The organism is Pseudomonas turukhanskensis (assembly GCF_027922365.1).
In the GTDB taxonomy this organism is placed as follows: Bacteria; Pseudomonadota; Gammaproteobacteria; order Pseudomonadales; family Pseudomonadaceae; genus Aquipseudomonas; species Aquipseudomonas turukhanskensis.
Window position 1 is genome coordinate 1 of the sequence record NZ_BSFN01000036.1, and the last position, 21671, is coordinate 21671.

19 protein-coding genes and 1 pseudogene are annotated in these 21671 nt (G+C 60.5%); 10 read left to right on the top strand and 10 right to left on the bottom strand.

Annotated elements, in window-relative coordinates; genetic code table 11:
• Positions 1 to 105 precede the first annotated feature (105 nt).
• Entirely contained in the window at positions 106 to 1230 is a 1125-nt protein-coding gene (locus PKE98_RS26145; RefSeq protein ID WP_271198414.1) for a methyltransferase, read from the bottom strand.
• Positions 1231 to 1415: 185 nt separating this feature from the next.
• Between PKE98_RS26145 and zapE the strand changes: the two genes are divergently transcribed.
• The gene (gene zapE / locus PKE98_RS26150; RefSeq protein WP_271198415.1) at positions 1416 to 2510 is read left to right on the top strand and encodes a cell division protein ZapE; all 1095 of its coding nucleotides are present in this window, start codon (positions 1416 to 1418) and stop codon (positions 2508 to 2510) included.
• 124 nt (positions 2511 to 2634) lie between these two features.
• Here the strand turns inward: zapE and PKE98_RS26155 are convergent, their stop codons facing one another.
• Positions 2635 to 3483: an SDR family NAD(P)-dependent oxidoreductase gene (locus PKE98_RS26155; protein WP_271198416.1), complete on the bottom strand. Its 849-nt coding sequence runs from the start codon at positions 3481 to 3483 to the stop codon at positions 2635 to 2637.
• A 164-nt stretch (positions 3484 to 3647) separates the two neighbouring features.
• On the opposite strand from PKE98_RS26155, the gene PKE98_RS26160 reads away from it, so the two are divergent.
• The gene (locus PKE98_RS26160; protein ID WP_271198417.1) at positions 3648 to 4424 is read left to right on the top strand and encodes a ferredoxin--NADP reductase; all 777 of its coding nucleotides are present in this window, start codon (positions 3648 to 3650) and stop codon (positions 4422 to 4424) included.
• Positions 4425 to 4542: 118 nt separating this feature from the next.
• Here the strand turns inward: PKE98_RS26160 and PKE98_RS26165 are convergent, their stop codons facing one another.
• Positions 4543 to 5865, bottom strand: a complete 1323-nt coding sequence (locus tag PKE98_RS26165; protein ID WP_271198418.1) for an aspartate aminotransferase family protein — start codon at positions 5863 to 5865, stop codon at positions 4543 to 4545.
• A 356-nt stretch (positions 5866 to 6221) separates the two neighbouring features.
• On the opposite strand from PKE98_RS26165, the gene PKE98_RS26170 reads away from it, so the two are divergent.
• Positions 6222 to 7013, top strand: coding sequence for an aldolase (locus PKE98_RS26170; RefSeq protein WP_271198420.1), 792 nt, complete (start codon positions 6222 to 6224; stop codon positions 7011 to 7013).
• Positions 7014 to 7121: 108 nt separating this feature from the next.
• On the opposite strand, the gene urtE is transcribed toward PKE98_RS26170, so the two are convergent.
• From urtE to urtA, 5 genes are all read right to left on the bottom strand, one after another.
• Positions 7122 to 7820, bottom strand: coding sequence for an urea ABC transporter ATP-binding subunit UrtE (gene urtE / locus PKE98_RS26175; RefSeq protein ID WP_271198421.1), 699 nt, complete (start codon positions 7818 to 7820; stop codon positions 7122 to 7124).
• Positions 7821 to 7964: 144 nt separating this feature from the next.
• On the bottom strand, positions 7965 to 8825 hold the full coding sequence (gene urtD / locus PKE98_RS26180) for an urea ABC transporter ATP-binding protein UrtD (RefSeq protein ID WP_271198422.1): 861 nt from the start codon (positions 8823 to 8825) through the stop codon (positions 7965 to 7967).
• On the bottom strand, positions 8825 to 9904 hold the full coding sequence (gene urtC / locus PKE98_RS26185) for an urea ABC transporter permease subunit UrtC (RefSeq protein WP_271198423.1): 1080 nt from the start codon (positions 9902 to 9904) through the stop codon (positions 8825 to 8827). The genes urtD and urtC overlap by 1 nt, the downstream gene beginning before the upstream one ends.
• Positions 9901 to 11484, bottom strand: coding sequence for an urea ABC transporter permease subunit UrtB (urtB, locus tag PKE98_RS26190; RefSeq protein WP_271198424.1), 1584 nt, complete (start codon positions 11482 to 11484; stop codon positions 9901 to 9903). The genes urtC and urtB overlap by 4 nt, the downstream gene beginning before the upstream one ends.
• Positions 11485 to 11688: 204 nt before the next feature.
• Complete coding sequence (gene urtA, locus PKE98_RS26195) at positions 11689 to 12957, bottom strand: urea ABC transporter substrate-binding protein (RefSeq protein ID WP_108098331.1); 1269 nt, start codon at positions 12955 to 12957, stop codon at positions 11689 to 11691.
• 709 nt (positions 12958 to 13666) lie between these two features.
• Between urtA and PKE98_RS26200 the strand changes: the two genes are divergently transcribed.
• The 4 genes from PKE98_RS26200 (at position 13667) to PKE98_RS26220 (ending at position 16836) form a co-directional block, all read left to right on the top strand.
• Positions 13667 to 14449: a hypothetical protein gene (locus tag PKE98_RS26200; RefSeq protein WP_271198426.1), complete on the top strand. Its 783-nt coding sequence runs from the start codon at positions 13667 to 13669 to the stop codon at positions 14447 to 14449.
• 76 nt (positions 14450 to 14525) lie between these two features.
• The gene (locus tag PKE98_RS26205) at positions 14526 to 15116 is read left to right on the top strand and encodes a hypothetical protein (RefSeq protein ID WP_271198427.1); all 591 of its coding nucleotides are present in this window, start codon (positions 14526 to 14528) and stop codon (positions 15114 to 15116) included.
• 317 nt (positions 15117 to 15433) lie between these two features.
• A complete protein-coding gene (locus PKE98_RS26215; RefSeq protein ID WP_271198428.1) occupies positions 15434 to 16195 on the top strand; it encodes an N-acetylmuramoyl-L-alanine amidase in 762 nt (253 codons plus the stop codon).
• A gap of 11 nt (positions 16196 to 16206) precedes the next feature.
• Complete coding sequence (locus PKE98_RS26220; protein WP_271198429.1) at positions 16207 to 16836, top strand: glycoside hydrolase family 19 protein; 630 nt, start codon at positions 16207 to 16209, stop codon at positions 16834 to 16836.
• Between the two features lie 19 nt (positions 16837 to 16855).
• Here the strand turns inward: PKE98_RS26220 and PKE98_RS27335 are convergent, their stop codons facing one another.
• Both PKE98_RS27335 and PKE98_RS27340 read right to left on the bottom strand, forming a co-directional pair.
• A complete protein-coding gene (locus PKE98_RS27335) occupies positions 16856 to 17719 on the bottom strand; it encodes a methyl-accepting chemotaxis protein (protein ID WP_445009285.1) in 864 nt (287 codons plus the stop codon).
• A pseudogene (locus PKE98_RS27340) lies at positions 17714 to 18481 on the bottom strand (MCP four helix bundle domain-containing protein); the annotation flags it as partial. The gene PKE98_RS27335 and the pseudogene PKE98_RS27340, both read right to left, overlap by 6 nt.
• A 150-nt stretch (positions 18482 to 18631) precedes the next feature.
• On the opposite strand from PKE98_RS27340, the gene PKE98_RS26230 reads away from it, so the two are divergent.
• Genes PKE98_RS26230 through PKE98_RS26240 form a run of 3 tightly spaced genes read left to right on the top strand, consistent with a single transcriptional unit; the run spans position 18632 to position 21649 of the window.
• A complete protein-coding gene (locus PKE98_RS26230; protein ID WP_271198431.1) occupies positions 18632 to 19696 on the top strand; it encodes a class I SAM-dependent methyltransferase in 1065 nt (354 codons plus the stop codon).
• A 40-nt stretch (positions 19697 to 19736) separates the two neighbouring features.
• Positions 19737 to 20927, top strand: coding sequence for a GAF domain-containing sensor histidine kinase (locus PKE98_RS26235; RefSeq protein WP_271198432.1), 1191 nt, complete (start codon positions 19737 to 19739; stop codon positions 20925 to 20927).
• A 23-nt stretch (positions 20928 to 20950) separates the two neighbouring features.
• Positions 20951 to 21649 (top strand): glutathione S-transferase N-terminal domain-containing protein, encoded by a 699-nt coding sequence (locus PKE98_RS26240; protein ID WP_271198433.1) that lies wholly within the window; start codon positions 20951 to 20953, stop codon positions 21647 to 21649.
• The last annotated feature ends 22 nt before the right edge of the window (positions 21650 to 21671 follow it).

A 21671-nucleotide genomic window follows, 5' to 3' on the forward strand; every position in this document is an offset into this window, starting at 1 on the left:
GCAAGCTGCTGCACATCGCCTATGGTGTACTCAAATCGGGACAACCCTTCGATGTGCAAAAGGCGCTTGCCCACTGATGGGCAAGACGGTATCTACACAAAGCGTTTATTTAATCGCTTTCAAAATCACGAATTTAGGATTGGCCGCCACCTGCTCAACCCCGCGAAACAGGCGCTTGAGCTTGGCGTGGTAACCCAGGTGGCGGTTGCCGACTATCCACAATTCGCCGCCTTTGACCAACGCGGCGCGCGCCTGCTGAAACATGCGCCAGGCGAGGAAGTCGCCCACCACCTGCTGCTGGTGGAACGGCGGGTTGCACAGCACGATATCCAGCGAATCTTCCGCTTGCTCGGCCAGGCCGTCGCCGGCACGAATAGTCACAGCGCGCTCGCCCAGCGCCGCCCGCCAGTTCTCCTCGGACGATTGCACCGCCATATACGACTCATCCACCAGCGTCAGCTGCGCTTGGGGGTTGGCCAATGCGCAGGCGATGCCAAGCACGCCGTTGCCGCAGCCAAGGTCGGCCACTCGCGCGGTGCCCAGGTTTAGCGGCAGGTGCGGAAGAAAGGCGCGGGTGCCGATATCCAGGCCTTCGCGGCAGAACACGTTGGCGTGGTTGAGCAATGCCAGGGGCGGGCTGTCGAGCAGGTAGCGGCTGGGGTAGGGCGAAGCCACGGCGGGTTTATCCACAGGCGTTACCAGCAGCAGGCGCGCCTTTTTCACCGCCAGTGACGCCTGCACCGGGCCTAGGTATTGCTCAAGCAAATCACCGGCACTGCGTGGCAGGTGCTTGACCATGCCGGCCGCCACCACGCGCGCGCCGGGGGCGAGCTGGCCGTGCAGGCGAATCAGTTGTTCTTCAAGCAGGGCCAGGGTTTTCGGAATGCGGATAAGCACCCAGTCAAACGGGCCGCTCGCGGTCTGGCTGGCGGGCACGAACTGCACGCTGTCCGCCGGCAGGTTGTTGCACGCCAGGTTATTGGCCAGGGCCAACGCACCGAGGTGCGAATCGCCGCTGCTGGTCACCTGCGCTTTGCCGGCCAGGCTGGCGGCCAGCGCGCCGAAACTGTCGTTGAGCAGCAGCACCCGTGCATCGCTGGCCAGGCCTTGTTCGGCCAGGTGATTGAGCAGGTATTCGTCGGCCGCATCGAAGGCCTGTAGCGGGTCGTCGCGCTGGGGCGGCTGGCGGTACAGGTCGAGGGAGGCGAAGGGCGTGGTGAATACAGGCATGGCACAAACCGCAGGGGAGCAAGGGCGGCAATGATGGCTGATGTGGGGGAGGCTGCAAAGTGTGGCGTGGGACACCGTCTAGCGCCCAGCACCGTTTCGGCGTTCAGGCCAACATTCCGAGCCCGCGCCTGCGCGGGGGCGACGGTGGGGTATTCTCTGTGCTCGTTTCTTTCCTGAGTGTTCCCATGGCCGCGCCGCTGCAACCCTTGGCTGCCTACCAGCGTGCTGTAGAGCAGGGCGGCTTCTTCCCCGACGCTGCCCAAGAGCAGGCCGCCGAAGCCCTGCAAGCCTGCCACGACACGCTGGCCAAGGGCGTTTACCTCTGGGGGCCGGTCGGGCGCGGCAAAACCTGGCTGATGGACTGCTTTTACCAAAGCCTGCAAGTGCCCGCCCGCCGTCAGCACTTTCATCACTTTATGCAGTGGGTGCACCAGCGCCTGTTCCAGCTCACCGGCACGCCCGATCCGTTGCGTGCCCTGGCGGTGGAACTGGGTGAGGCGCTGCGGGTGCTGTGTTTCGATGAGTTGTTTGTAAACGATATCGGCGACGCCATCATCCTCGGCAACCTGTTCACCCTGATGTTCGAACAGGGCGTGGTGCTGGTTGCCACCTCCAACCAGCCGCCGCAGCAGCTGTATGCCGATGGCTTTAACCGCGAGCGTTTTCTGCCGGCCATTGCGGCTATCCAGGCGCATATGCAGGTGGTGGCCATCGACGGCGGGCAAGACCACCGTTTGCACCCAGGCGTTGCCATGCAGCGTTATTGGGCCAGCGCCGAGGGCAACCCGTTGGCGGTGGTGTTCGCGCAATTGAGTGCGGGGCAGGCGGTGGCGCAGGGCGTGCTCTGTGTGGGCAATCGCAGCCTGGTGACCGAGGCCTATGCGGATACCGTGCTCTGGTGCCGGTTCGCCGAGCTTTGTGAAAAGCCCTTTGCCGCGCCGGACTTTATGGCCCTATGCGACCGCTTCAGCGCCATTGTGCTGGGGGAGGTGCCAAACCTGAGCGGCCAGCAGCGCGCGGCGAAAATCGCTCGGGGAACCGAGGACGGTGTGCAGCAGGTGGTGGCCGGAGATCGGCAATTACCGGCGCTGTCGGCCAGCGATGACAGCGTGCGGCGCTTTATTGCGCTGGTGGACGAATGCTACGACCGCCGGGTGCCGTTGTATGTGCAAGCTGAAGTGGCCCTGGAGGCGCTTTACACCGAGGGCTACCTGGCCTTTGCCTTTCGGCGCACGTTGAGCCGGTTGCAGGAGATGCAGTTGCAGCGGTTTGGGGGATGATTGTCTGACTCAAAACTCTGGATTCCCGCCTACGCGGGAATGACGGAGTACACCCACTTCACACCGTCATCCCCGCGTAGGCGGGGATCCAGAGTTTCGAAGGAGCAGCGCTTCTTTGAACAGATCAATCGCTCCGAATATTACTCGGATCCAACGACCCACCCGCCTCACGCTGCGCTGCCAACCGCGCACCTTCCTGAGCGGTAAGCGAGTACAGCTGCTCCGGGTTGGCCACGCGCAATTTCAGCGCCATGGCTTCGATACCCTCGGCAATCGGAATCTCTCGCTGCCGCTCAGCCAGGCCGGCCAGAATCTGCTCGGCAGCCACGTTCACATCCATACCGTTTTCAATATTCGGATCGGACTGCCCACGGGCGCTGCCATCGGCAGACAGTGCGTTGATCGCCACGGACGTATGCACCGAGCCCGGCAGAATCACGCTGACGGCAATGCCGTAGGCCGCTTCCACTTCCGCACGAATGGCGTCGAAGTAGCCGATCACCGCGTGTTTGGCGCCGCAGTAACCGCTGCGCAGCGGCGTGCCAACCTTGCCGGCCACGGAGCTCACCACCGCCAGATGGCCGCTGCGCCGCTCGACCATTTTCGGCAGCAGCCATTGGGTGAGGGCCAGCGGCGCCATGTAGTCCACTTCAATCAACTGGCGGTACACGTCCAGGTGAGTGTCCAGGGCCAGGCTGCGCTGGCTGACGCCAGCGTTGTTGATCAGCATGTCCACCTGGCCGTTCCAGGCCCAGGCGCGTTCGACCACCTCTGGCAGCGCGGGATAGTCGGTGCTTTCAAAGGGCAATACCAGGCAACGCTCGGGGGCCTGGGCGGCAACGCGGTTGAGTGCTTCAACGCGGCGGCCGGACAGAATCACCTTGGCGCCTTGTTGCACAAAGGCGTTGGCCAAGGCTTCGCCAATGCCCGATGAGGCGCCGGTAATCCAGATGGTTTTTTGTGCGAACGACATGGGAGTCTCCCTGGTTTTTGTTGTGTGCCCACACTCTGCCGATTGCCCGGATGCGTCCATGGCTTACGCGGCCAATGCGTTGTCTAAAACCCTATGCTTTGCAGGTATTGCCCGGCGCCACTTTGCGCGACACTGCGGCCTCGGCTTTGACAGGACCCAGGCGTATGACCGCAAGCGACGAAAAATTCACCCGCGAAACCCTGCTGGACGTGCGGCCCTGGTCGCCGACGCTATTCAGCCTGCGCACCACCCGCGATGCCGGCTTTCGTTTTCGCGCCGGGCAGTTCGCTCGCCTGGGCGTGCAGAAGGCGGACGGCAGTGTGGTGTGGCGTGCCTACTCGATGCTGTCGGCGCCCCATGACGAGCACCTGGAGTTTTTCTCCATCGTGGTGCCGGGCGGCGAGTTCACCAGCGAGCTGAGCCGTCTGCAGGTAGGTGATGAGCTGTTGGTGGAGCGCCAGGCGGTGGGGTATCTGACCCTCGACCGCTTTGTCGATGGCCGCGACCTGTGGCTGATCGGCACCGGCACGGGGTTGGCGCCGTTTCTATCGATACTGCAGGACTTCGAGGTCTGGCAGCGCTATGAACGCATCGTGCTGGTGTACAGCGCGCGCAGCCGTACCGAGCTGGCCTATCAGGACCTGATTGCCGGGCTGATGCAGCGCGACTACCTGGCCGAGTACGCCGACAAATTTGTGTATGTGCCGATCGTCACCCGTGAAGCGGTGCCCGGCGCGTTGCATGGTCGGGTGACCGGGTTGATTGAAAACGGCGAGTTGGAAAAAGCCGTGGGCCTGCACCTGACGCCGGAGCATTCGCGGGTGATGCTGTGTGGCAACCCGCAGATGATTGATGACTGCCGCGCGGTGTTGAAGACGCGGGATATGCAGTTGAGTCTGACCCGTCGACCGGGGGCGGTGGCGGTCGAGAACTATTGGTGATCTGCGCACCTGGGTCCCCGCCTACGCGGGGACGACAGTGATCAGCCTCCATACCTCCGTCATTCCCGCGCAGGCGGGAATCCAGGTGCGCGGTGCCAAGGCCTTACGCGGACGTTTTTTAAGCCGCGTGTTTGCTTGAAAACTCGCCAATCACCTCGTCAAAAATCGCCAATGCCTGCGCCACTTGCGCCGGGTTGACGATGCAGGGCGGTACCACGTGAATGCGGTTTTCCACGATAAAGGTCAGCAGGCCGCGGGCCTGGAAGGCGGCTTTCATCTGCGCCATGACCGGCGCCGCCAACGGGGTTTTCTTCACCCGGTCGCTGACCATTTCCAATGCCCAGAACAGGCCAACGCCGCGGGCTTCACCAATCAACGGATGCTTGGCCGCCAGGGCCTTGAGGCCTGGGCCCAAAAATTCTTGGCCGATCATGCGGGCGTTGTCGACGATGCCTTCTTCGGCCATTACATCCAGCGTGGCGACGATGGCGGCCATGGCCAGCGGGTGGCCGGAATAGGTGAGGCCGCCGGGGAAGAAACGGTTCTCGTAGAACTCGGCGATGGGCTGGGAAATCATCACGCCGCCGGCCGGTACATAGCCTGAGTTCACGCCTTTGGCGAAGCAGATCAGGTCGGGCACCACGTCAAAGTTATCCATCGCCAACCAGCGGCCTGTGCGGCCAAAGCCGGCCATCACTTCATCCAGAATCAGCAACATGCCGAACTCGCTGGCCAGGGCGCGCACGCCTTCCATATAGCCTTTTGGCGGCACCAGAATGCCGGCCGTGCCGGGCACGCTTTCCAGCAGAATGGCGGCGATGGAGTTGGCGCCTTCGCATTCAATTACCCGGCGCAGGTGCTGCAGGGCGCGTTCGCATTCCTCTTCTTCGGTGGTGGCATGGAACTCGGTGCGGTACAGGTAGGGGTTGAAGAAGTGCACATGGCCACGGGCGAATTCGTTGGGCACGCGGCGCAGGTCGCCCGTGGCGGCAATGGCCGAGCCGGTGCTGCCGTGGTACGAGCGGTAGGCTGAGAGAATTTTGTCGCGCCCGGTAAATTGGCGGGCCATGCGCATGGCGTTTTCGTTGGCATCGGCGCCGGCGTTAGTGAAGAACACTTTGCTGAAGGTGCTGGGCGCGTGGGAGAGAATGCGTTTGGCCGCCTCACCGCGCATCAGGTTGGCGGTGGCCGGGGCCACGGTAACCAGGGAACCGGCCTGTTCCTGGATGGCGGCAATCACCTTGGGGTGCTGGTGGCCGATATTGGTGTTGACCAGTTGGCTGCTGAAATCCAGGTACTGGTTGCCGTTGTAATCCCACAGGGTGCAGCCCTGGCCGCCGGCGATCACTAAGGGGTTGAGGGTGCTCTGGATCGACCAGGAGTGGAATACGAACTGGCGGTCGAGGGCGTGGACGTATTCGTTGGTGATTTCGCTGCTCATGGCGGGCCTCGCAAGGTGGACGGTGGAATGGGGCCACCTTAGAAACAAACCCCGGTGCGGTCGTAGGGCCAGATGGGGGGAATGGGTGGGTCAGGCCCACAACGCGCCGCTTCGGTTTGTTGTAGGAGCGAGCTTGCTCGCGAACCCTGGAAACGATGGTGTCTTCTGCGACCGCTTTCGCGAGCAAGCTCGCTACTACGCGAATTTCGCGAGCAAGCTCGCTTCTACGCGAATTTCGCGAGCAAGCTCGCTTCTACGCCAAACGTATCTGGCCCATCGCTCTGCGGTATCTGCCCCTACTCATTCCAGCCAACCCCGCTAGTCTTCCCCCATCGCCGTTTACAAGGAGCCCCACCATGGCCCACGCCTTCGAACTCAACCGCGCCCCCGCTGCTGAAGTATTGGCAACCGACCTCAATACCCCGGCCATCCGCGAAGCCCGTATCGACCTGGCCGCCTGTTTTCGCATGGCCGCGCGCCTGGGTATGGGCGAGGGCATCTGCAACCACTTCTCCGTGGTGCTGCCCGGCCACCCGGAGCTGTTTCTGGTGAACCCCTATGGCCTGGCGTTCGCCGAGGTGACGGCTTCGTCGCTGCTGATCTGTGACTTCAATGGCAGCGTGATGCTGGGCGAGGGCAAGCCGGAGGCCACGGCATTCTTTATTCACGCCCAGTTGCACCGCCTTAACCCGCGCGCCACGGCGGCGTTCCACACCCATATGCCCAACGCCACCGCGCTGTGCATGCTCGAAGGCGAGCCCTTTGTGTGGGCCGGGCAGACGTCGCTGAAGTTCTACGGCCGCCTGGCGGTGGACGAGCACTACAACGGCCTGGCCCTGGACGACACCGAAGGCGAACGCATTGCCCGCGCCGCCGGTGATGCCGATGTGGTGATGCTGAAAAACCACGGCCCGCTGGTGCTGGGGCCGAGCATTGCCGAGGCGTGGGACGACCTGTACTACCTTGAGCGCGCCGCTCAAGTGCAACTCAAAGCCATGAGCAGTGGGCGGCCGTTAAAGGCCGTTGCCCATGAGATCGCCAGTGCGGCGAGCAAGCAGATGCTGATTGGCAATGCCGAGAGTGCGCGGTTGCACCTGGATAGCGTGAAGCGCCAGCTCGGCAAAACCGAAGCCGAGTTCGCCTCGTAGGGCGAATATCCGCATCGCGGATATCCGCCGTTGCGGCGCTCTTGGCACCTGTGTAGCGGCGGATATCGCCTGTGGCGATATTCGCCCTACGCGATATTCGCCCTACGTTTAGATGGCGACTAGCCCGCGAACGCCGTCGGCTTCCATGGTTTCGCCACGGCCTTGTTGAACGATCTCGCCGCGTGACATCACCAGGTACTGGTCGGCCAGTTCTGCGGCGAAGTCGTAGAACTGCTCCACCAGCAGAATCGCCATGTCGCCACGGGCAGCAAGCTTTTTGATGACCACGCCGATCTCTTTGATCACGGAGGGCTGAATGCCTTCGGTGGGCTCATCCAGAATCAGCAGGCGTGGGTTGCTGGCCAAGGCCCGACCAATCGCCAACTGCTGTTGCTGGCCACCGGACAGGTCGCCGCCACGGCGCTGTTTCATTTCTTTCAACACCGGGAACAGCTCGTAGATAAACGCCGGCACTTCCTTGGCTTGCGAGCCGGGAAAGCGCGAAAGGCCCATCAGCAGGTTTTCTTCCACGGTGAGCCGGCCGAAGATTTCCCGGCCTTGCGGCACGTAAGCGATACCGGCATGCACGCGCTGGTGCGGCTTGAAGCCGGTGATGGCTTTGCCTTCCCATTGCACGGCGCCTTCTTTGGCCGGGATAAGGCCCATCAGGCATTTGAGCAGGGTGGTTTTGCCCACGCCGTTACGGCCGAGCAGGCAGGTGACTTCGCCGACCTTGGCGTCGAACGAGAGGCCCCGCAGGATGTGGCTGCCGCCGTAGAACTGGTGAAGCTTTTCGACTTGTAGCATGTGGGTGTCCTTAATTCCGTGCTCGTGCGAGGGCCTAAAACCCTCACCCTAGCCCTCTCCCGTAAACGGGCAGAGGGGACTGATCGCGGTTGGCTTGTCTCCCCTCGCCCACTTGTGGGAGAGGGGCTGGGGGTGAGGGGCTTTTCAGCGCCCCAGATAAACCTCAATCACCCGTTCATCGGCCTGCACATCGGCCAGCGACCCTTCGGCCAGCACGCTGCCCTGGTGCAGCACGGTTACGTGGTCGGCAATCGAGCCGACAAAGCCCATGTCGTGCTCCACCACCATCAGCGAGTGCTTGCGCGCCAGGCTTTTGAATAGCTCGGCGGTGAATTCGGTTTCGGCGTCGGTCATGCCGGCTACCGGCTCATCCAGCAGCAACAGTTGCGGGTCTTGCATCAGCAACATGCCGATTTCCAGAAACTGTTTCTGGCCGTGGGAGAGCAACCCGGCGGTGCGATGGCGCGAGCTCTCCAACTTGATGGTGCTGAGCACCTCATCAATGCGGTCGCGCTGCTCGCCGCTGAGTTTGGCGCGCAGGCTGGCCCATACCGATTTATCGGTTTTAAGCGCCAGCTCCAGGTTTTCAAACACGCTCAGGGCTTCGAACACCGTCGGTTTCTGGAACTTGCGACCGATGCCGGACTGGGCGATCTGCACTTCGCTCATGCGGGTGAGGTCCAGGGTTTCACCGAAATACGCCTTGCCGTTGTCGGGCCGGGTTTTGCCGGTGATCACGTCCATCATGGTGGTCTTGCCGGCGCCGTTGGGGCCGATGATGCAGCGCAGTTCGCCCACGCCGATGTACAGGCTGAGGTTGGTCAGGGCCTTGAAGCCGTCGAAGCTGACGTTGATATCTTCCAGGGTCAGGATGGTGCCGTGGCGTACGTCCAGCCCTGCACCGGCAGCGCGGCCCAGGCCCAGCGAGTCGCGGCTGGTGCCGGCGTCGCTATTGGGGTCATAAGCAGGTTCGAGCATAAATTCGGGTACCGGAGTGGCGCGCATTATTGTTCCCCCTTTTTACGCAGCAGGCCGATCACGCCCTTGGGCAGATACAGCGTCACCACGATAAACAAGGCCCCCAGGGCAAACAGCCAATACTCGGGGAAGGCCACGGTGAACCAGCTCTTCATGCCGTTGACAATGCCCGCGCCGAGGATCGGGCCGATCAGGCTGCCGCGGCCACCGAGGGCCACCCACACGGCGGCTTCGATGGAGTTGGTCGGCGACATTTCGCTGGGGTTGATAATGCCCACCAGCGGCACATATAACGCCCCGGCCAGGCCGCACAGCACGGCGCTCAGCACCCAGATAAACAGCTTGTAACCGCGTGGGTCGTAGCCGCAGAACATCAGGCGGTTTTCGGCATCGCGCAGCGCCGTCAGCACCCGGCCAAACTTGCTTTTGGCCAGGCGCCAACCGAGCAGCAGGCTGCAGGTAAGCAACGCCACGATGGCCAGAAACAACGCGGTGCGGGTGCCCTGGGCGGTGATATCAAAACCCAGAATGGTGCGGAAGTTGGTAAAGCCGTTGTTGCCGCCAAAGCCGGTTTCGTTACGGAAAAACAGCAACATGCCAGCGAAGGTCAGGGCCTGGGTCATGATCGAGAAGTACACGCCCTTGATCCGCGAGCGGAAGGCGAAAAAGCCGAACACCAGGGCCAGCAAACCAGGCGCCAGCACCACCAGGCACAGGGCCCAGAGGAAATGCTGGGTGCCGGTCCAGTACCAGGGCAGCTCGGTCCAGGACAGAAACACCATAAAGGCCGGCAGGCCGTCACCGGCGCTTTCGCGCATCAGGTACATGCCCATGGCGTAGCCACCGAGGGCAAAGAACAGGCCGTGGCCCAGCGATAGCAAACCGGCGTAACCCCACACCAGGTCCAGCGCCAGGGCGACGATGGCGTAACAGAGAATCTTGCCCACCAGCGTCAGGGTGTAGGCCGAAACCTGTAGCGAATTGTCCGCCGGCAAGAGGTGCAGCAGCGGCAGAATGATAAGGATGGCGAGCACCACGGCGCCGATGCCGAGGGTCAGTTTGGGGCCGGCTTTCTGCGCCAGCGTAAGGCTGATTGGCTGGTTCAATCGATCACCCGACCTTTGAGTGCAAAGAGGCCCTGCGGACGTTTCTGAATAAACAGAATGATCAACGCGAGGATAAGGATCTTGCCCAGTACGGCGCCGATCTGTGGTTCCAGAATCTTGTTGGCGATACCCAGGCCGAAGGCGGCCATCACACTACCGGCCAACTGACCGACACCGCCGAGCACCACCACCAGGAACGAGTCGATGATGTAGCTCTGGCCCAGGTCCGGGCCGACGTTGCCGATCTGGCTCAGGGCTACACCACCGAGGCCCGCAATGCCCGAGCCCAGGCCAAAGGCGAGCATGTCGACGCGGCCGGTGGGCACGCCGCAGCAGGCGGCCATATTGCGGTTCTGGGTAACGGCGCGAACGTTCAACCCCAGGCGGGTCTTGTTCAGCAGCAGCCAGGTGAGCACCACCACAAACAGGGCAAAACCGATGATCACCATGCGGCTATACGGCAGCACCAGGTTGGGCAGCACTTGCACGCCGCCGGACAGCCACGCCGGGTTGGCCACTTCCACGTTCTGCGCGCCGAACAGCACACGCACCAGTTGAATCAGGATCAGGCTGATGCCCCAGGTGGCCAGCAGGGTTTCCAGCGGGCGGCCATAGAGGTGGCGAATCACCGTGCGTTCCAGCGCCATGCCGATGGCGGCGGTGACGAAGAACGCCACCGGCAAGGCCACCAGCGGATACAGCGCCAGGGCATCGGGGGCAAAGCGTTGAAAGAGGATTTGCACCATGTAGGTGGAGTAGGCGCCGAGCATCAACATTTCGCCGTGGGCCATGTTGATCACGCCCAGCAAGCCGAAGGTGATCGCCAGCCCCAGGGCCGCCAGCAGCAAAATGGAGCCGAGGGACAAACCGCTGAATGCCTGGCCCAGCAGCTCGCCCATCAACAGCCGACGTTTGACTTGCGCCAGGCTGGTTTCCGCAGCGGTGCGCACGCCGGCATCGGTTTCCACAGCCGGGTCGAGCAGGGTTTCGAGGCGGGTGCGGGCCAGCGGGTCGCCGGTCTCACCGAGCAGACGCACGGCGGCCAGGCGAATGGCCGGGTCGGGGTCGATCAGTTGCAGGTTGGCCAGGGCCAGCGAGAGGGCATCGCGCACGGCATCGTCGTCTTCGCTGGCCACGCGGGCATTGAGCAATTGCAGTTGCGCTGGCTTGGCGCTTTTCTGCAATTGCTGCGCGGCGGCCAGGCGCACGGCCGGCTCTTTGGCGAGCAATTGGTGGCTGGCTTGAGCAGTGCCGACCAAGCCGCGCAGGCGGTTATTGAGCGGCAGCTTTTTCGGCTCGGAGGCCGGTTGGGCATCGCCACCCTCAGCGGCTTGCCAGCCGGTATCGGTTTGAATGAAGGGCGCCTTGTTGCTGTCGCTGGCCAGCCGCCCTTTTTGCAGGGCCTCGATCAGCGGCAGGCGAGCGGCATCGGGGTGCGCCGACCAGGTTTCCAGCAGGGTGGCCTGCTTGGCAGGGTTGGCGGCGACGAAATCGGCTGCATCGCCGGCCTGGGCGTGGGGCGCCAGGAGCGAGAGCAGCAGCGTGAAAATAGGGAATAGGCGGAGCAGGGCAGTGGGCATGGAAGCGTCCTTGAAGGTGGTGCCGGACGGGGGTGGCAATGGCTGACGTGGACGCTACACCGTCGTCCCAGCGCAGGCTGGGACCCAGAATTGTGCAGGGGAACGGTGTTGTCTGTTCCATCTACACGCCTGGGTTCCTGCCTGCGCAGGAGCGACGGGGTTGGGTTGGAACATTCCAACCCAACCCCGTCCCACGTTATCGCCTTAGTTCGACTTGACCGCGTAATCCGGCTTCTTGTCGTTCCCGGGGATGTACGGGCTCCATGGCTGAGCACGTACCGGGCCTTCGGTCTGCCACACCACGTTGAACTGACCGTTGTCCTGAACTTCACCGATCATCACCGGCTTGTGCAGGTGGTGGTTGGTTTTGTCCATGACCATGGTGTAGCCATCTGGCGAGACGAATTCCTGACCGGCCATGGCTTCACGCACTTTGTCGACGTCGGTGGTGCCGGCCTTGTTAACGGCCTGTGCCCACATGTTGATGCCTACGTAGGTAGCTTCCATCGGGTCGTTGGTGACAGCGGTCTGGTAGTTCGGCAGGTTTTTCGCTTTGGCGTAGGCCTTCCAGCTGTCGACGAATTTCTTGTTGGTGGGGTTATCCACCGACTGGAAGTAGTTCCAGGCGGCCAGTTGGCCCACCAATGGCTTGGTGTCGATGCCGCGCAGCTCTTCTTCGCCGACCGAGAAGGCTACAACCGGGGTCTCGGTAGCTTCGATGCCCTGGTTGCCCAGTTCCTTGTAGAACGGCACGTTGGAGTCGCCGTTGACGGTGGAGATCACGGCGGTTTTGCCACCGGCAGCAAACTTTTTGATGTTGGCCACGATGGTTTGGTAATCGCTATGCCCGAACGGGGTGTAGACCTCTTCGATGTCCTTGTCGGCCACGCCTTTGCTGTGCAGGAACGAGCGCAGAATCTTGTTGGTGGTGCGTGGGTACACGTAGTCGGTGCCCAGCAGGAAGAAGCGCTTGGCAGCGCCACCGTCTTCGCTCATCAGGTATTCAACAGCCGGAATGGCTTGCTGGTTTGGCGCGGCGCCGGTGTAGAACACGTTCGGCGACATTTCTTCGCCTTCGTATTGCACGGGGTAGAACAGCAGGCCGTTCAGTTCTTCGTAAACCGGCAGTACCGATTTGCGCGATACCGAGGTCCAGCAACCGAAGGTGACGGCCACTTTGTCCTGGGTGAGCAATTGGCGGGCTTTTTCCGCGAACAGTGGCCAGTTGGACGCCGGGTCAACCACGACAGGCTCAAGCTTCTTGCCGAGCACGCCACCTTTGGCGTTGATCTCGTCGATGGTCATCAGCGCCATGTCTTTGAGTGAGGTCTCGGAGATGGCCATGGTGCCGGACAGCGAATGCAGGATGCCGACCTTGATGGTTTCGGCGGCTTGCAAGGTATACGGGAACAGGCCGCTGAGCAGCAGGGTACTGGCGGCGAGGGTAGCTTTGAGGAACGGGCGGCGTTTCATCGGGGGGAAGCTCCTGGGCGGTCCGTGCACATCACTGATGGAAGGCAGTTTGGTTCTTATGGGTGCTAAATCGGCTGTTACGTAAAACCGGTTGTTGCGCCAAATCCTTGGCAGCAACCGTGCCAAAACGCGCAAACATCGTGTTGGTGCGGTTGACCGCCTTCTCAGGTTTTCCGCTGTTGCCATGCTTGCGCCTTATTGGTGCGTTTTTTCGTATATTTTTTGACTGTGGGCGCCTTTGTGTCCTGTTTTGTCGCTTTCAGAACACGAACCCTGTGTTTTCGGCGTCCTTGGCGGACCAAGGCTTGCGTCCAGGCTCGCTGCAAAGCAGTCGTATTTTTAGTCTTTATCGTGCCTTATCAATGGGTTGTGCGTGTTTCGGCGGACTCTTCGCGAGCGGGACGCAAGCTTGACGGCTCCTATAAACGCAAGCTTCGCTTGCTTTTCTGTATATGCATACAGTATTTTTGGCTTCTCTCCAGGTCGGAAACTTCCCCTTTTTCCGACCGCCCTAGGCAGCTCGCCATTGAGCTGCCTTTTTTTTTGGGGTTGTCTTGAGGTTCTTCATAAGAAGTTTCGGGGGGCTTTATCGGAGTCAGGCTATTTGCCTGTGAAGTTATCCTTATTACTTTCTTTTCAGTAGCGCCAGTTGGCGTTCTCGATAAAGCCGATGTCGGTTTATTGTTAATTACTGATAAGGAGTTTTCTAATGGGTCATTCACCGTCAATTCAGCAAATGGAAAATAAAGAAGACGAGTACCGCGCCTATATCAATAAAATCGAAGCAGAACTGGAAGCGAAGGCGCAAAAGTATGGCGCTGATATGCAGGGTAAAATTGACGCGTACTACAAAGATAACGATTACGATAAAACCGACTTTATTTCCGGCCGCAACTCGGACTTTATGCAGTCCAGCGAATGGTCAATGGCAAACGTCAAAAAAATAATAGACGCCATTTCCAAAGCCGTATTTGGCGGTGGCTCTGCCGTGCCGGACGGTACAACGGTCAAGAAGATTGATATGGGTAAATCGATTGCCGAACTCGGTGATCTGGAAGTCTACGTGGCCGGCAAATGCTTTGAAGTGTTGGGTGGCCTCGTTGAAAGCTTCGGCAGCTCGAGCTCGGTTTCCTTCAACTCCTCCTACAAGAGCCAGCCACTAGGCAACGGCCTGCGTCTATTCGCAACCGTGGTGTGCGACTCCTATAAGTCCGAGAGCTTTTTCCAGAATCAGGAAATCTACCAGTACCTCTATATTTACGAGGTGAAGTATTCGGTGGGCGAGGCCCAGACTCAGGCGAAAGAAGAACTCACGAAATTGTACGAAGACCAGATCGTCACTTTTAGCGACAAGGTCGAAAGTCTGTTGGCGCAACTGGAAGACGACAAGATTACCCCAGAGCAATATGAGTCCAGTCAGACTATTTACAACGAGCTTATTGCAAAAAGCACCGCGGCGTTAGCGGCGCTGCGCGAGAAAAAAACAGTGTAGTTCGAATTTATTTGGCCGGCTATTAAACAGCAGCCTGGATCTCAGGTTGCTGCTTAATAAATGTGGAGATAAAACAATGAAGTATGAAATCGCATTGTGGCGTGTACCTTCGCCTGTGGTTAAACAAGGTAAATACTCCAGTGTTATCGAAGATCGCGGTGTCCTAAAAAAAGCCATTGCCGATAGCGCCAACAACTTCCTCTTCAGTGAAGCCGGCGCCGGCGTTCAGCCGCTGGCCATTATTGGCACGCGCGAAGAAATTGCCGCTTATTTGATCAGCAACAAAGGCCGCAAAGTCGTCAACAAGATTGCGTCACTGCCAGACATCTATATGGGCGTGTCGCCCTATGCACCAGGTGACCGTTTCAGCGGCCTGTTTCCAGCCAACGATTTCGGCATTCAGCTCTTCAGCCAACTGGCCAAATTCTTTCCCGACGTGGCGAAGCTCAATGTGCCGGCCTTTGTCGAGGCGGCCGGTTTGCCCGGTGATGCCAAGGAGCTCCTTGGACTGCTCGACAAGTTCAATGCTGCCCAGGGGGAGTCGCAGGGCGCGGTGGTGTACCTGAAGTTGAGCTACCTACCTGAAGACAAGATGACCAAGGTGGCCTCGCACGAAGTGTCCTTCGCCACCCTGCTCAACCAGCTCGCCGTCGCTCACAAAAAATGAGCGAGCGCCCGGAGGCGTTAGAAGTGTCGACAGTACCCGCTGCCAAGCCATAAGCCTTTCAGATGCACTACCGCCCAGGTAATCACGATGGAGTGCTGGATGTGGAGACGGCGGCCATTCTGGCTGCGCTGATCGAAAAATACTGCTGAGGGCAGCGCCAGGTTGAATGGCGAACAGCCACTTGTGCAGAGGTTTCCCAAAGGGCAGGTCATGGTTGGCGCATTTGTCGTAGATATACATGCCGCCATGCCCGCCCCTGACATCAACACGTCAACTCGCCGTCGCTTATGCAAAGCGAACGGTTTTTCGGGGGCTTTATGATTATCGACAACACCAGCTACCGCTCTCAGTCTTTTGAAAGCCGGGTTTGTTTTTTGGTGATGCACTACACCGTGAGTAATTTTCAACGGTCTGTGGCCGAACTCACCGAACCCTTTTCAGTCAGCGTGCAATACGTAGTACCGGACCCCACCGACCCCAGCTATGTGGCGGCCGGTTTTAGTGGCGTGCGCATCTTCAATCTGGTCGATGAGCAAAATCGCGCTTATCACGCGGGCGTGAGCAGTTGGCGCGGTCGCACCAATTTGAACGACACCTCCATCGGCATCGAAATCGTCAATACCGCGCACGACGGCGAGCATGGCGAGATCATCTTTGTGCCCTACAACCCTGAACAGATCCAGGCGGTTATAGAGCTGGCCAAGGACATCCTGCAGCGGTATCCGACCATCGTGCCAATCAATGTGGTGGGGCATTCCGATATCGCGCCACTGCGCAAAAGCGATCCGGGACCTCTGTTTCCCTGGTACGAATTGTACAAGGCGGGAATCGGCACCTGGTACGAGGAAGACACCAAGGCCCGTTACCTGCAGCAGTACGCGCTCAGCGGCATAGACCCGCGAGACGTACTGAAAAAACTCGGAAAATTCGGCTACGACGTCTCGGCGGCAACCGACGCCGATGGCACCAAGGCCCTGCTGCGAGCCTTTCAGATGCACTACCGGCCAGCCAAGTACGACGGCGTGTTGGATACGGAAACAGCGGCCATCCTGGCAGCCTTGGTAGAAAAATACTGCTGAGGGCGTATGTCATGTTGATTAACGAACAGCAACTTGCGCAGATATTTCCCAAGGGGCCGGCCGTAGTCGATGCGTTTGTCGCTGAGCTGAATACGGCCATGCAGGCCTATGCCATCAACACGCCAGCCCGCGTCGCCGCGTTTATCGCGCAGGTTGGTTTTGAGAGTGCGCGCTTCGGTCATCTGGTCGAAGTTTTGAACCACAGCGCCGAGCGACTGGCTGCATTATGGCCAAATCGCTTTTGTACGGCCGACGGCAAGCCCAACGCTCTGGCGCTGCAATTGGGCGGGCACCCTGAGGCCATTGCCAACTGCGTTTATGCCAATCGTCTGGGCAACGGTGGGCCCGAGTCGGGGGATGGTTGGCGGTTTCGTGGGCGTGGCCTTATCCAGCTCACCGGGCGAACCAACTATCAACAGGCGGGGGCAGCGTTGAAGGTCGACCTGGAGGCGCAACCCGAGTTGTTGGAGCAGCCGCGATACGCGTGCCTGACCGCTGCCTGGTTCTGGGTTGTGCATGGCCTAAACGAGCTGGCTGATGCAGGCGATTTCAAATCGATAACCCGGCGAATCAACGGCGGTTTGAACGGCTACGATGCGCGCGCCGCACTGTGGGACACGGCACGCGAAGTGATTGTGTAGGCCGTTGATTGCGGCCTGGTTAGAGGGTAAAGCGGTTCACCAGGGTGTTGAGGTCCACGGCCAGGCGCGACAAATCCTGGCTAGCGGCGCTGGTTTCATGGGCGCCGGCCGAGGTTTGCTGGGCCAGGTCGCGAATGTTCACCAGGTTACGGTCTACCTCGCGGGCCACCTGGGCCTGCTCTTCCGAGGCGCTGGCGATCACTAGATTGCGCTCGCTGATATGGCTGATGGCTTCGGTAATTTCTGCCAGCGCAGCGCCCGCCGCGCGGGCAAGTTCCAGGGTACTGTTGGCGCGGTGCGTGCTGCTTTGCATGGCGTTCATGGCCTGGTCGGTGCCCTGCTGAATGCCGCTGATCATCTGCTCGATTTCCTGCGTCGACTGCTGCGTGCGATGAGCCAGGGCGCGCACCTCATCGGCGACCACTGCAAAGCCACGGCCGGCATCACCAGCGCGCGCCGCTTCGATGGCGGCGTTGAGGGCCAGCAGGTTGGTCTGCTCGGCGATGGAGCGAATCACGTCGAGCACCTTGCTGATGTCGCGCACCTTGGTGGCTAACTGCTCTACATGTTCGGCCGTGCTGGACACATCGCCTGCCAGGTCACTGATCGAGTTGACGGTTTTATTCACCTGGTCCTGGCCCAGCCGCGCGGTGCGATCCGAGGCGTTGGATGCTTCGGAGGTGGCTACCGCATTGCGCGCCACTTCATCGACAGCCGTGGTCATTTCATTGACCGCCGTGGCGGCCTGTTCGATTTCGGTGTTTTGCTGGTGCAGGCCGCGGCTGGAGTCTTCGGTTACCGCGTTGAGTTCTTCGGCTGCTGAGGCAAGCTGGTCGGAAGACTGGGCAATGTGATGAATGGTGTCCTTCAGGCTTTGCTGCATGGCATGCAGCGAGCCGAGCAGCAGCGCGGGTTCGTCGATGCCGTTGATGACAATGCGCCCGGTCAGATCGCCCTTGGCTACGGTAGCGGCAGCTGCCATCGCTTCGTTCAGCGGATTGACGATACTGCGGGTCAGCAGCACGGCGAGAATCCCGGTCAGGGCAGCGGCAATAAGCATAAAAGCCACCACCACCATCACGGCGGCGTCATAGGAGGCTTCCGAATGCTTGGCCTCGCTCGCAGCCTGCTGGCGGTTGATCTCCATCAGCTTTTCCAACTCGCTGCCCAGGCCATCGGAATAGGTTTTGTATTCGCCGGCCAGAAACGCCTTCATCTCATCCACTTTGCCTTCAGTGGACAATTGGGCGAGCTTGGCGTTGGCGTCATAGTATTTTTCGAGCAGTGCTTTGAACGACTTGTACTGTTCAGTCTCAGCCCCCGGGCTTATCAGCGGCTCGTACGTGGCCTGGGCCTGATGCAACTGAGCGACCAGTTCGTTTTCGCGGTTGATCACGGCCTGCAACTGGTTACCTTCGCGCTCCACGATAAAGCGGAACGCGATGATGCGCAGGCGCAGCATTTTTTCGTTGATGGTGCCGAGCGCCGCATAGCTGGGCATGCTGTTTTCATTGAGGTCGACCGTGGTGGCACGGATGTCTTTCATCTTGCTCAGGGCGAACAGCCCAAGCAGCACCACTAGCAGAGCAACCAGAGAAAAACTGAAGATGGCCCGTGGCGCGATCTTCAAGCGGCGTAAGAGCATGGCAGAACACCTCGTTGTTGTGAGCGAGAACAGTCGCCGGCTCTGCCTGCGCTACCCGCATACAGCTGGTTATCGTCAAATACCGCGCGAACATGAGCCGCTGCGGCTTTGCGTTTACACTGCGCGATTCCCGATCAGCGATAAGCCGTTATGCACAGCCAAGCCCTTGCCTCCCTTCATCAGCACCTGCTCACCGAACTGGCGGGCAAGCTTGGCCATGCCAGGCGACTGTTCCATGGCCGTGGGTTGCGCTGGCCGGGGCTGGAAGAAATCACCGTGGACTGGCTGCAGGGCGTGGTACTGGTGTGCCTGTTTCGCCAACCCCTCGAGGCTGAATTACACGCGCTCAAGACCCTGCTCGTGACCTTGGCACAGACCCCCGAATGGCAGCGTGCGCAGGCGCACAGCCTGCTGTTACAGCATCGATACAGAGAAGGCGACGCAACGACTCCCGGCCTTAACCCGGCCCAGCCTGCGAATACCGGCGCTGCTAATCCCAGCCCTGTTAATCCCGGCCCTGCTAATCAGAGTAGCCGTGCCGAATGGATTGTGGGGCAGGCCCATAGCGAATGGTTTATCAGTGAAGACGGCCTGCGGTTTCAGCTAGACCTGGGGCAGAAGCAGAACACCGGGCTGTTTCTCGACATGCGCTATGGCCGGCGGTGGGTGCGCGAGCAAGCCGAAGGCAAGCGAGTGCTCAACCTGTTCGCCTACACCTGCGGGTTTTCGGTGGCCGCCATTGCCGGTGGCGCCACGCAGGTGGTAAACCTGGATATGGCCAAAGGCGCGCTCAACCGCGGCCGCGATAACCACCGCCTCAATCAGCAAGACCTCAGCCGGGTGAGTTTTCTGGGCCATGAACTGTTCAAGTCCTGGAGCGCGGTGAAACGCTATGCGCCCTATGACCTGATCATCATCGACCCGCCCACCTTCCAGAAAGGCAGCTTTGTCCTGACCCAGGACTACGCCAAGATCCTGCGCCGCCTGCCGGACCTGCTCAACCCCGATGGGCAGGTGCTGGCCTGCGTCAACGATCCCCATATCGGCCCAGACTTTCTCTTGGCCGGCATGGCCGAGAACGCGCCGGTGCTGCGCTTCGAACAACGCCTGGCCAACCCGCCGGAGTTCGCCGATGTGCATGAACATGGTGGGTTGAAGGCCTTGGTGTTTCGCCTCGTCGGGGCGCCGCAGAACGCAGAGGCGAATAACGTGTGAAAGGCTTAAGCTGCGCAGCGATTTGATGCCGGGAGAGGATATGGCGGACATCGATAAACAAGCAGAAATCGACGCCATTGCGGCAATCAACGCGGTGCCGGAGATTCTCCAAGTGGTGATTCGCACCACGGGCCTGCGGTTTGCCGCTGTGGCGCGGGTTACCGACAGTCACTGGATGGCGTGCGCCGTGCACGATCTGATCGACTTCGGCCTGCGCCCGGGCGACGAGCTGGTGCTGGAGTCGACCATCTGCAACGAGATTCGCCAGCACCATCAGCCGGTGATCTTTGGCCATGCCAGCCAGCACCCGGTGTTCTCCACCCACCACACGCCCCGGCAATACGGCTTTGAAAGTTATGTGTCGATTCCCATCATGCGCGCCAACGGTGAGTTCTACGGCACGCTCTGTGCGCTGGACCCCAACCCCAGCACGTTCGATGAACAGGTTGTCGGCCAGACCCTCGGCCTTTTGGCGCAGCTGATTGCCAGCAACCTCGATTTGCATCAGCGCCTGCAAGACGCCGACCGTGCGTTGCACAGCGAGCGGGAAACCGCTTTGTTGCGCGAGCAGTTCATTGCAGTACTTGGCCACGACCTGCGCACGCCCTTGAACGCCGTGCGCCTGGCTGCGGATCTGCTGGAACAGAAGCCCCTGGATGAGTCGGCGCGCCGCCTGGCCGGTTTGATCCAGAGCAGCGCCGCGCGCATGGGCGACCTGATTGCCGATGTAATGGATTTCGCCCGTGGCCAGTTGGGCGAGGGTATTGATCGCACCCCTCAGGCGCCGAACACCTTGGTGCCCTGGCTGGAACAAGTGGTGGCCGAATCGCAGGCCGCCAAACGTGGCGCTCCTATCCGCTACGCCATCGATTTGCCGTGTGTCGTGAGTTGCGACCGGGCGCGCATCGGCCAATTGCTGACCAACCTGTTGGCCAACGCCATGACCCACGGCGATCCGCTGGCCGCCATCGAGGTGCACATGGCGGTGCAGGCCGACGACGTCGTGCTCAGTGTGCGCAATGACGGTCCCAGCATCGCAGCCGAGATGTTGCCGCTGATTTTTCAGCCGTTCAGCCGTGGGCAAGGCGACCAGCCCCGTGAAGGGTTGGGGCTGGGGTTATATATCTGCGCGCATATCGCCAAGGCCCATCAGGGGGAACTGAGCGTGACTTCAAGCGCCGCCCACGGCACCTGTTTTACCCTGCGTTTTCCCTTGAACGTTCCCGTTTGATTGCCTGTTGTAAGGAGCCCCGCATGTCTGACTTGTCCGCGTTCCCGATCACCGCCAAATGGCCTGCGCAGCACCCCGAGCGCATTCAGCTTTATTCGCTGCCCACGCCGAACGGGGTCAAGGTATCGATTCTGCTGGAAGAAACCGGCCTGGCCTACGAGGCGCACAAGGTCCGCTTCGACCAGAACGACCAGCTTTCGCCCGCGTTCCTGTCGCTTAACCCGAATAACAAGATTCCCGCGATCATCGACCCCAACGGCCCCGACGGTGCGCCGCTGATGTTGTTCGAATCGGGCGCCATTCTGTTGTACCTGGCCGACAAGGCCGGCGCTTTTATTCCTCAAGATGCAGCGGGTCGTTACCAGACTATTCAGTGGCTGATGTGGCAAATGGGTGGTATCGGGCCAATGTTCGGTCAGCTCGGTTTCTTCAACAAATTTGCCGGCAAGGAGTACGAAGACAAACGCCCGCGCGACCGTTACGTCGGCGAAAGCAAACGCCTGCTCGGTGTGCTGGATCAGCGCTTGAAGGGCCGCGAATGGATCATGGGCGATGCCTACAGCATTGCCGATATCGCCACCTTCCCGTGGGTGCGCAACCTGATCGGTTTTTATGAGGCGGGCGAGTTGGTGGGTATCAACAGTTTCCCCGAGGTCCAGCGCGTGCTGGCCAAATTCCTTGAGCGTCCGGCGGTGGTCAAAGGCCTGACCATTCCAGAGTAAGCGTTCGTAGGAGCGAGCTTGC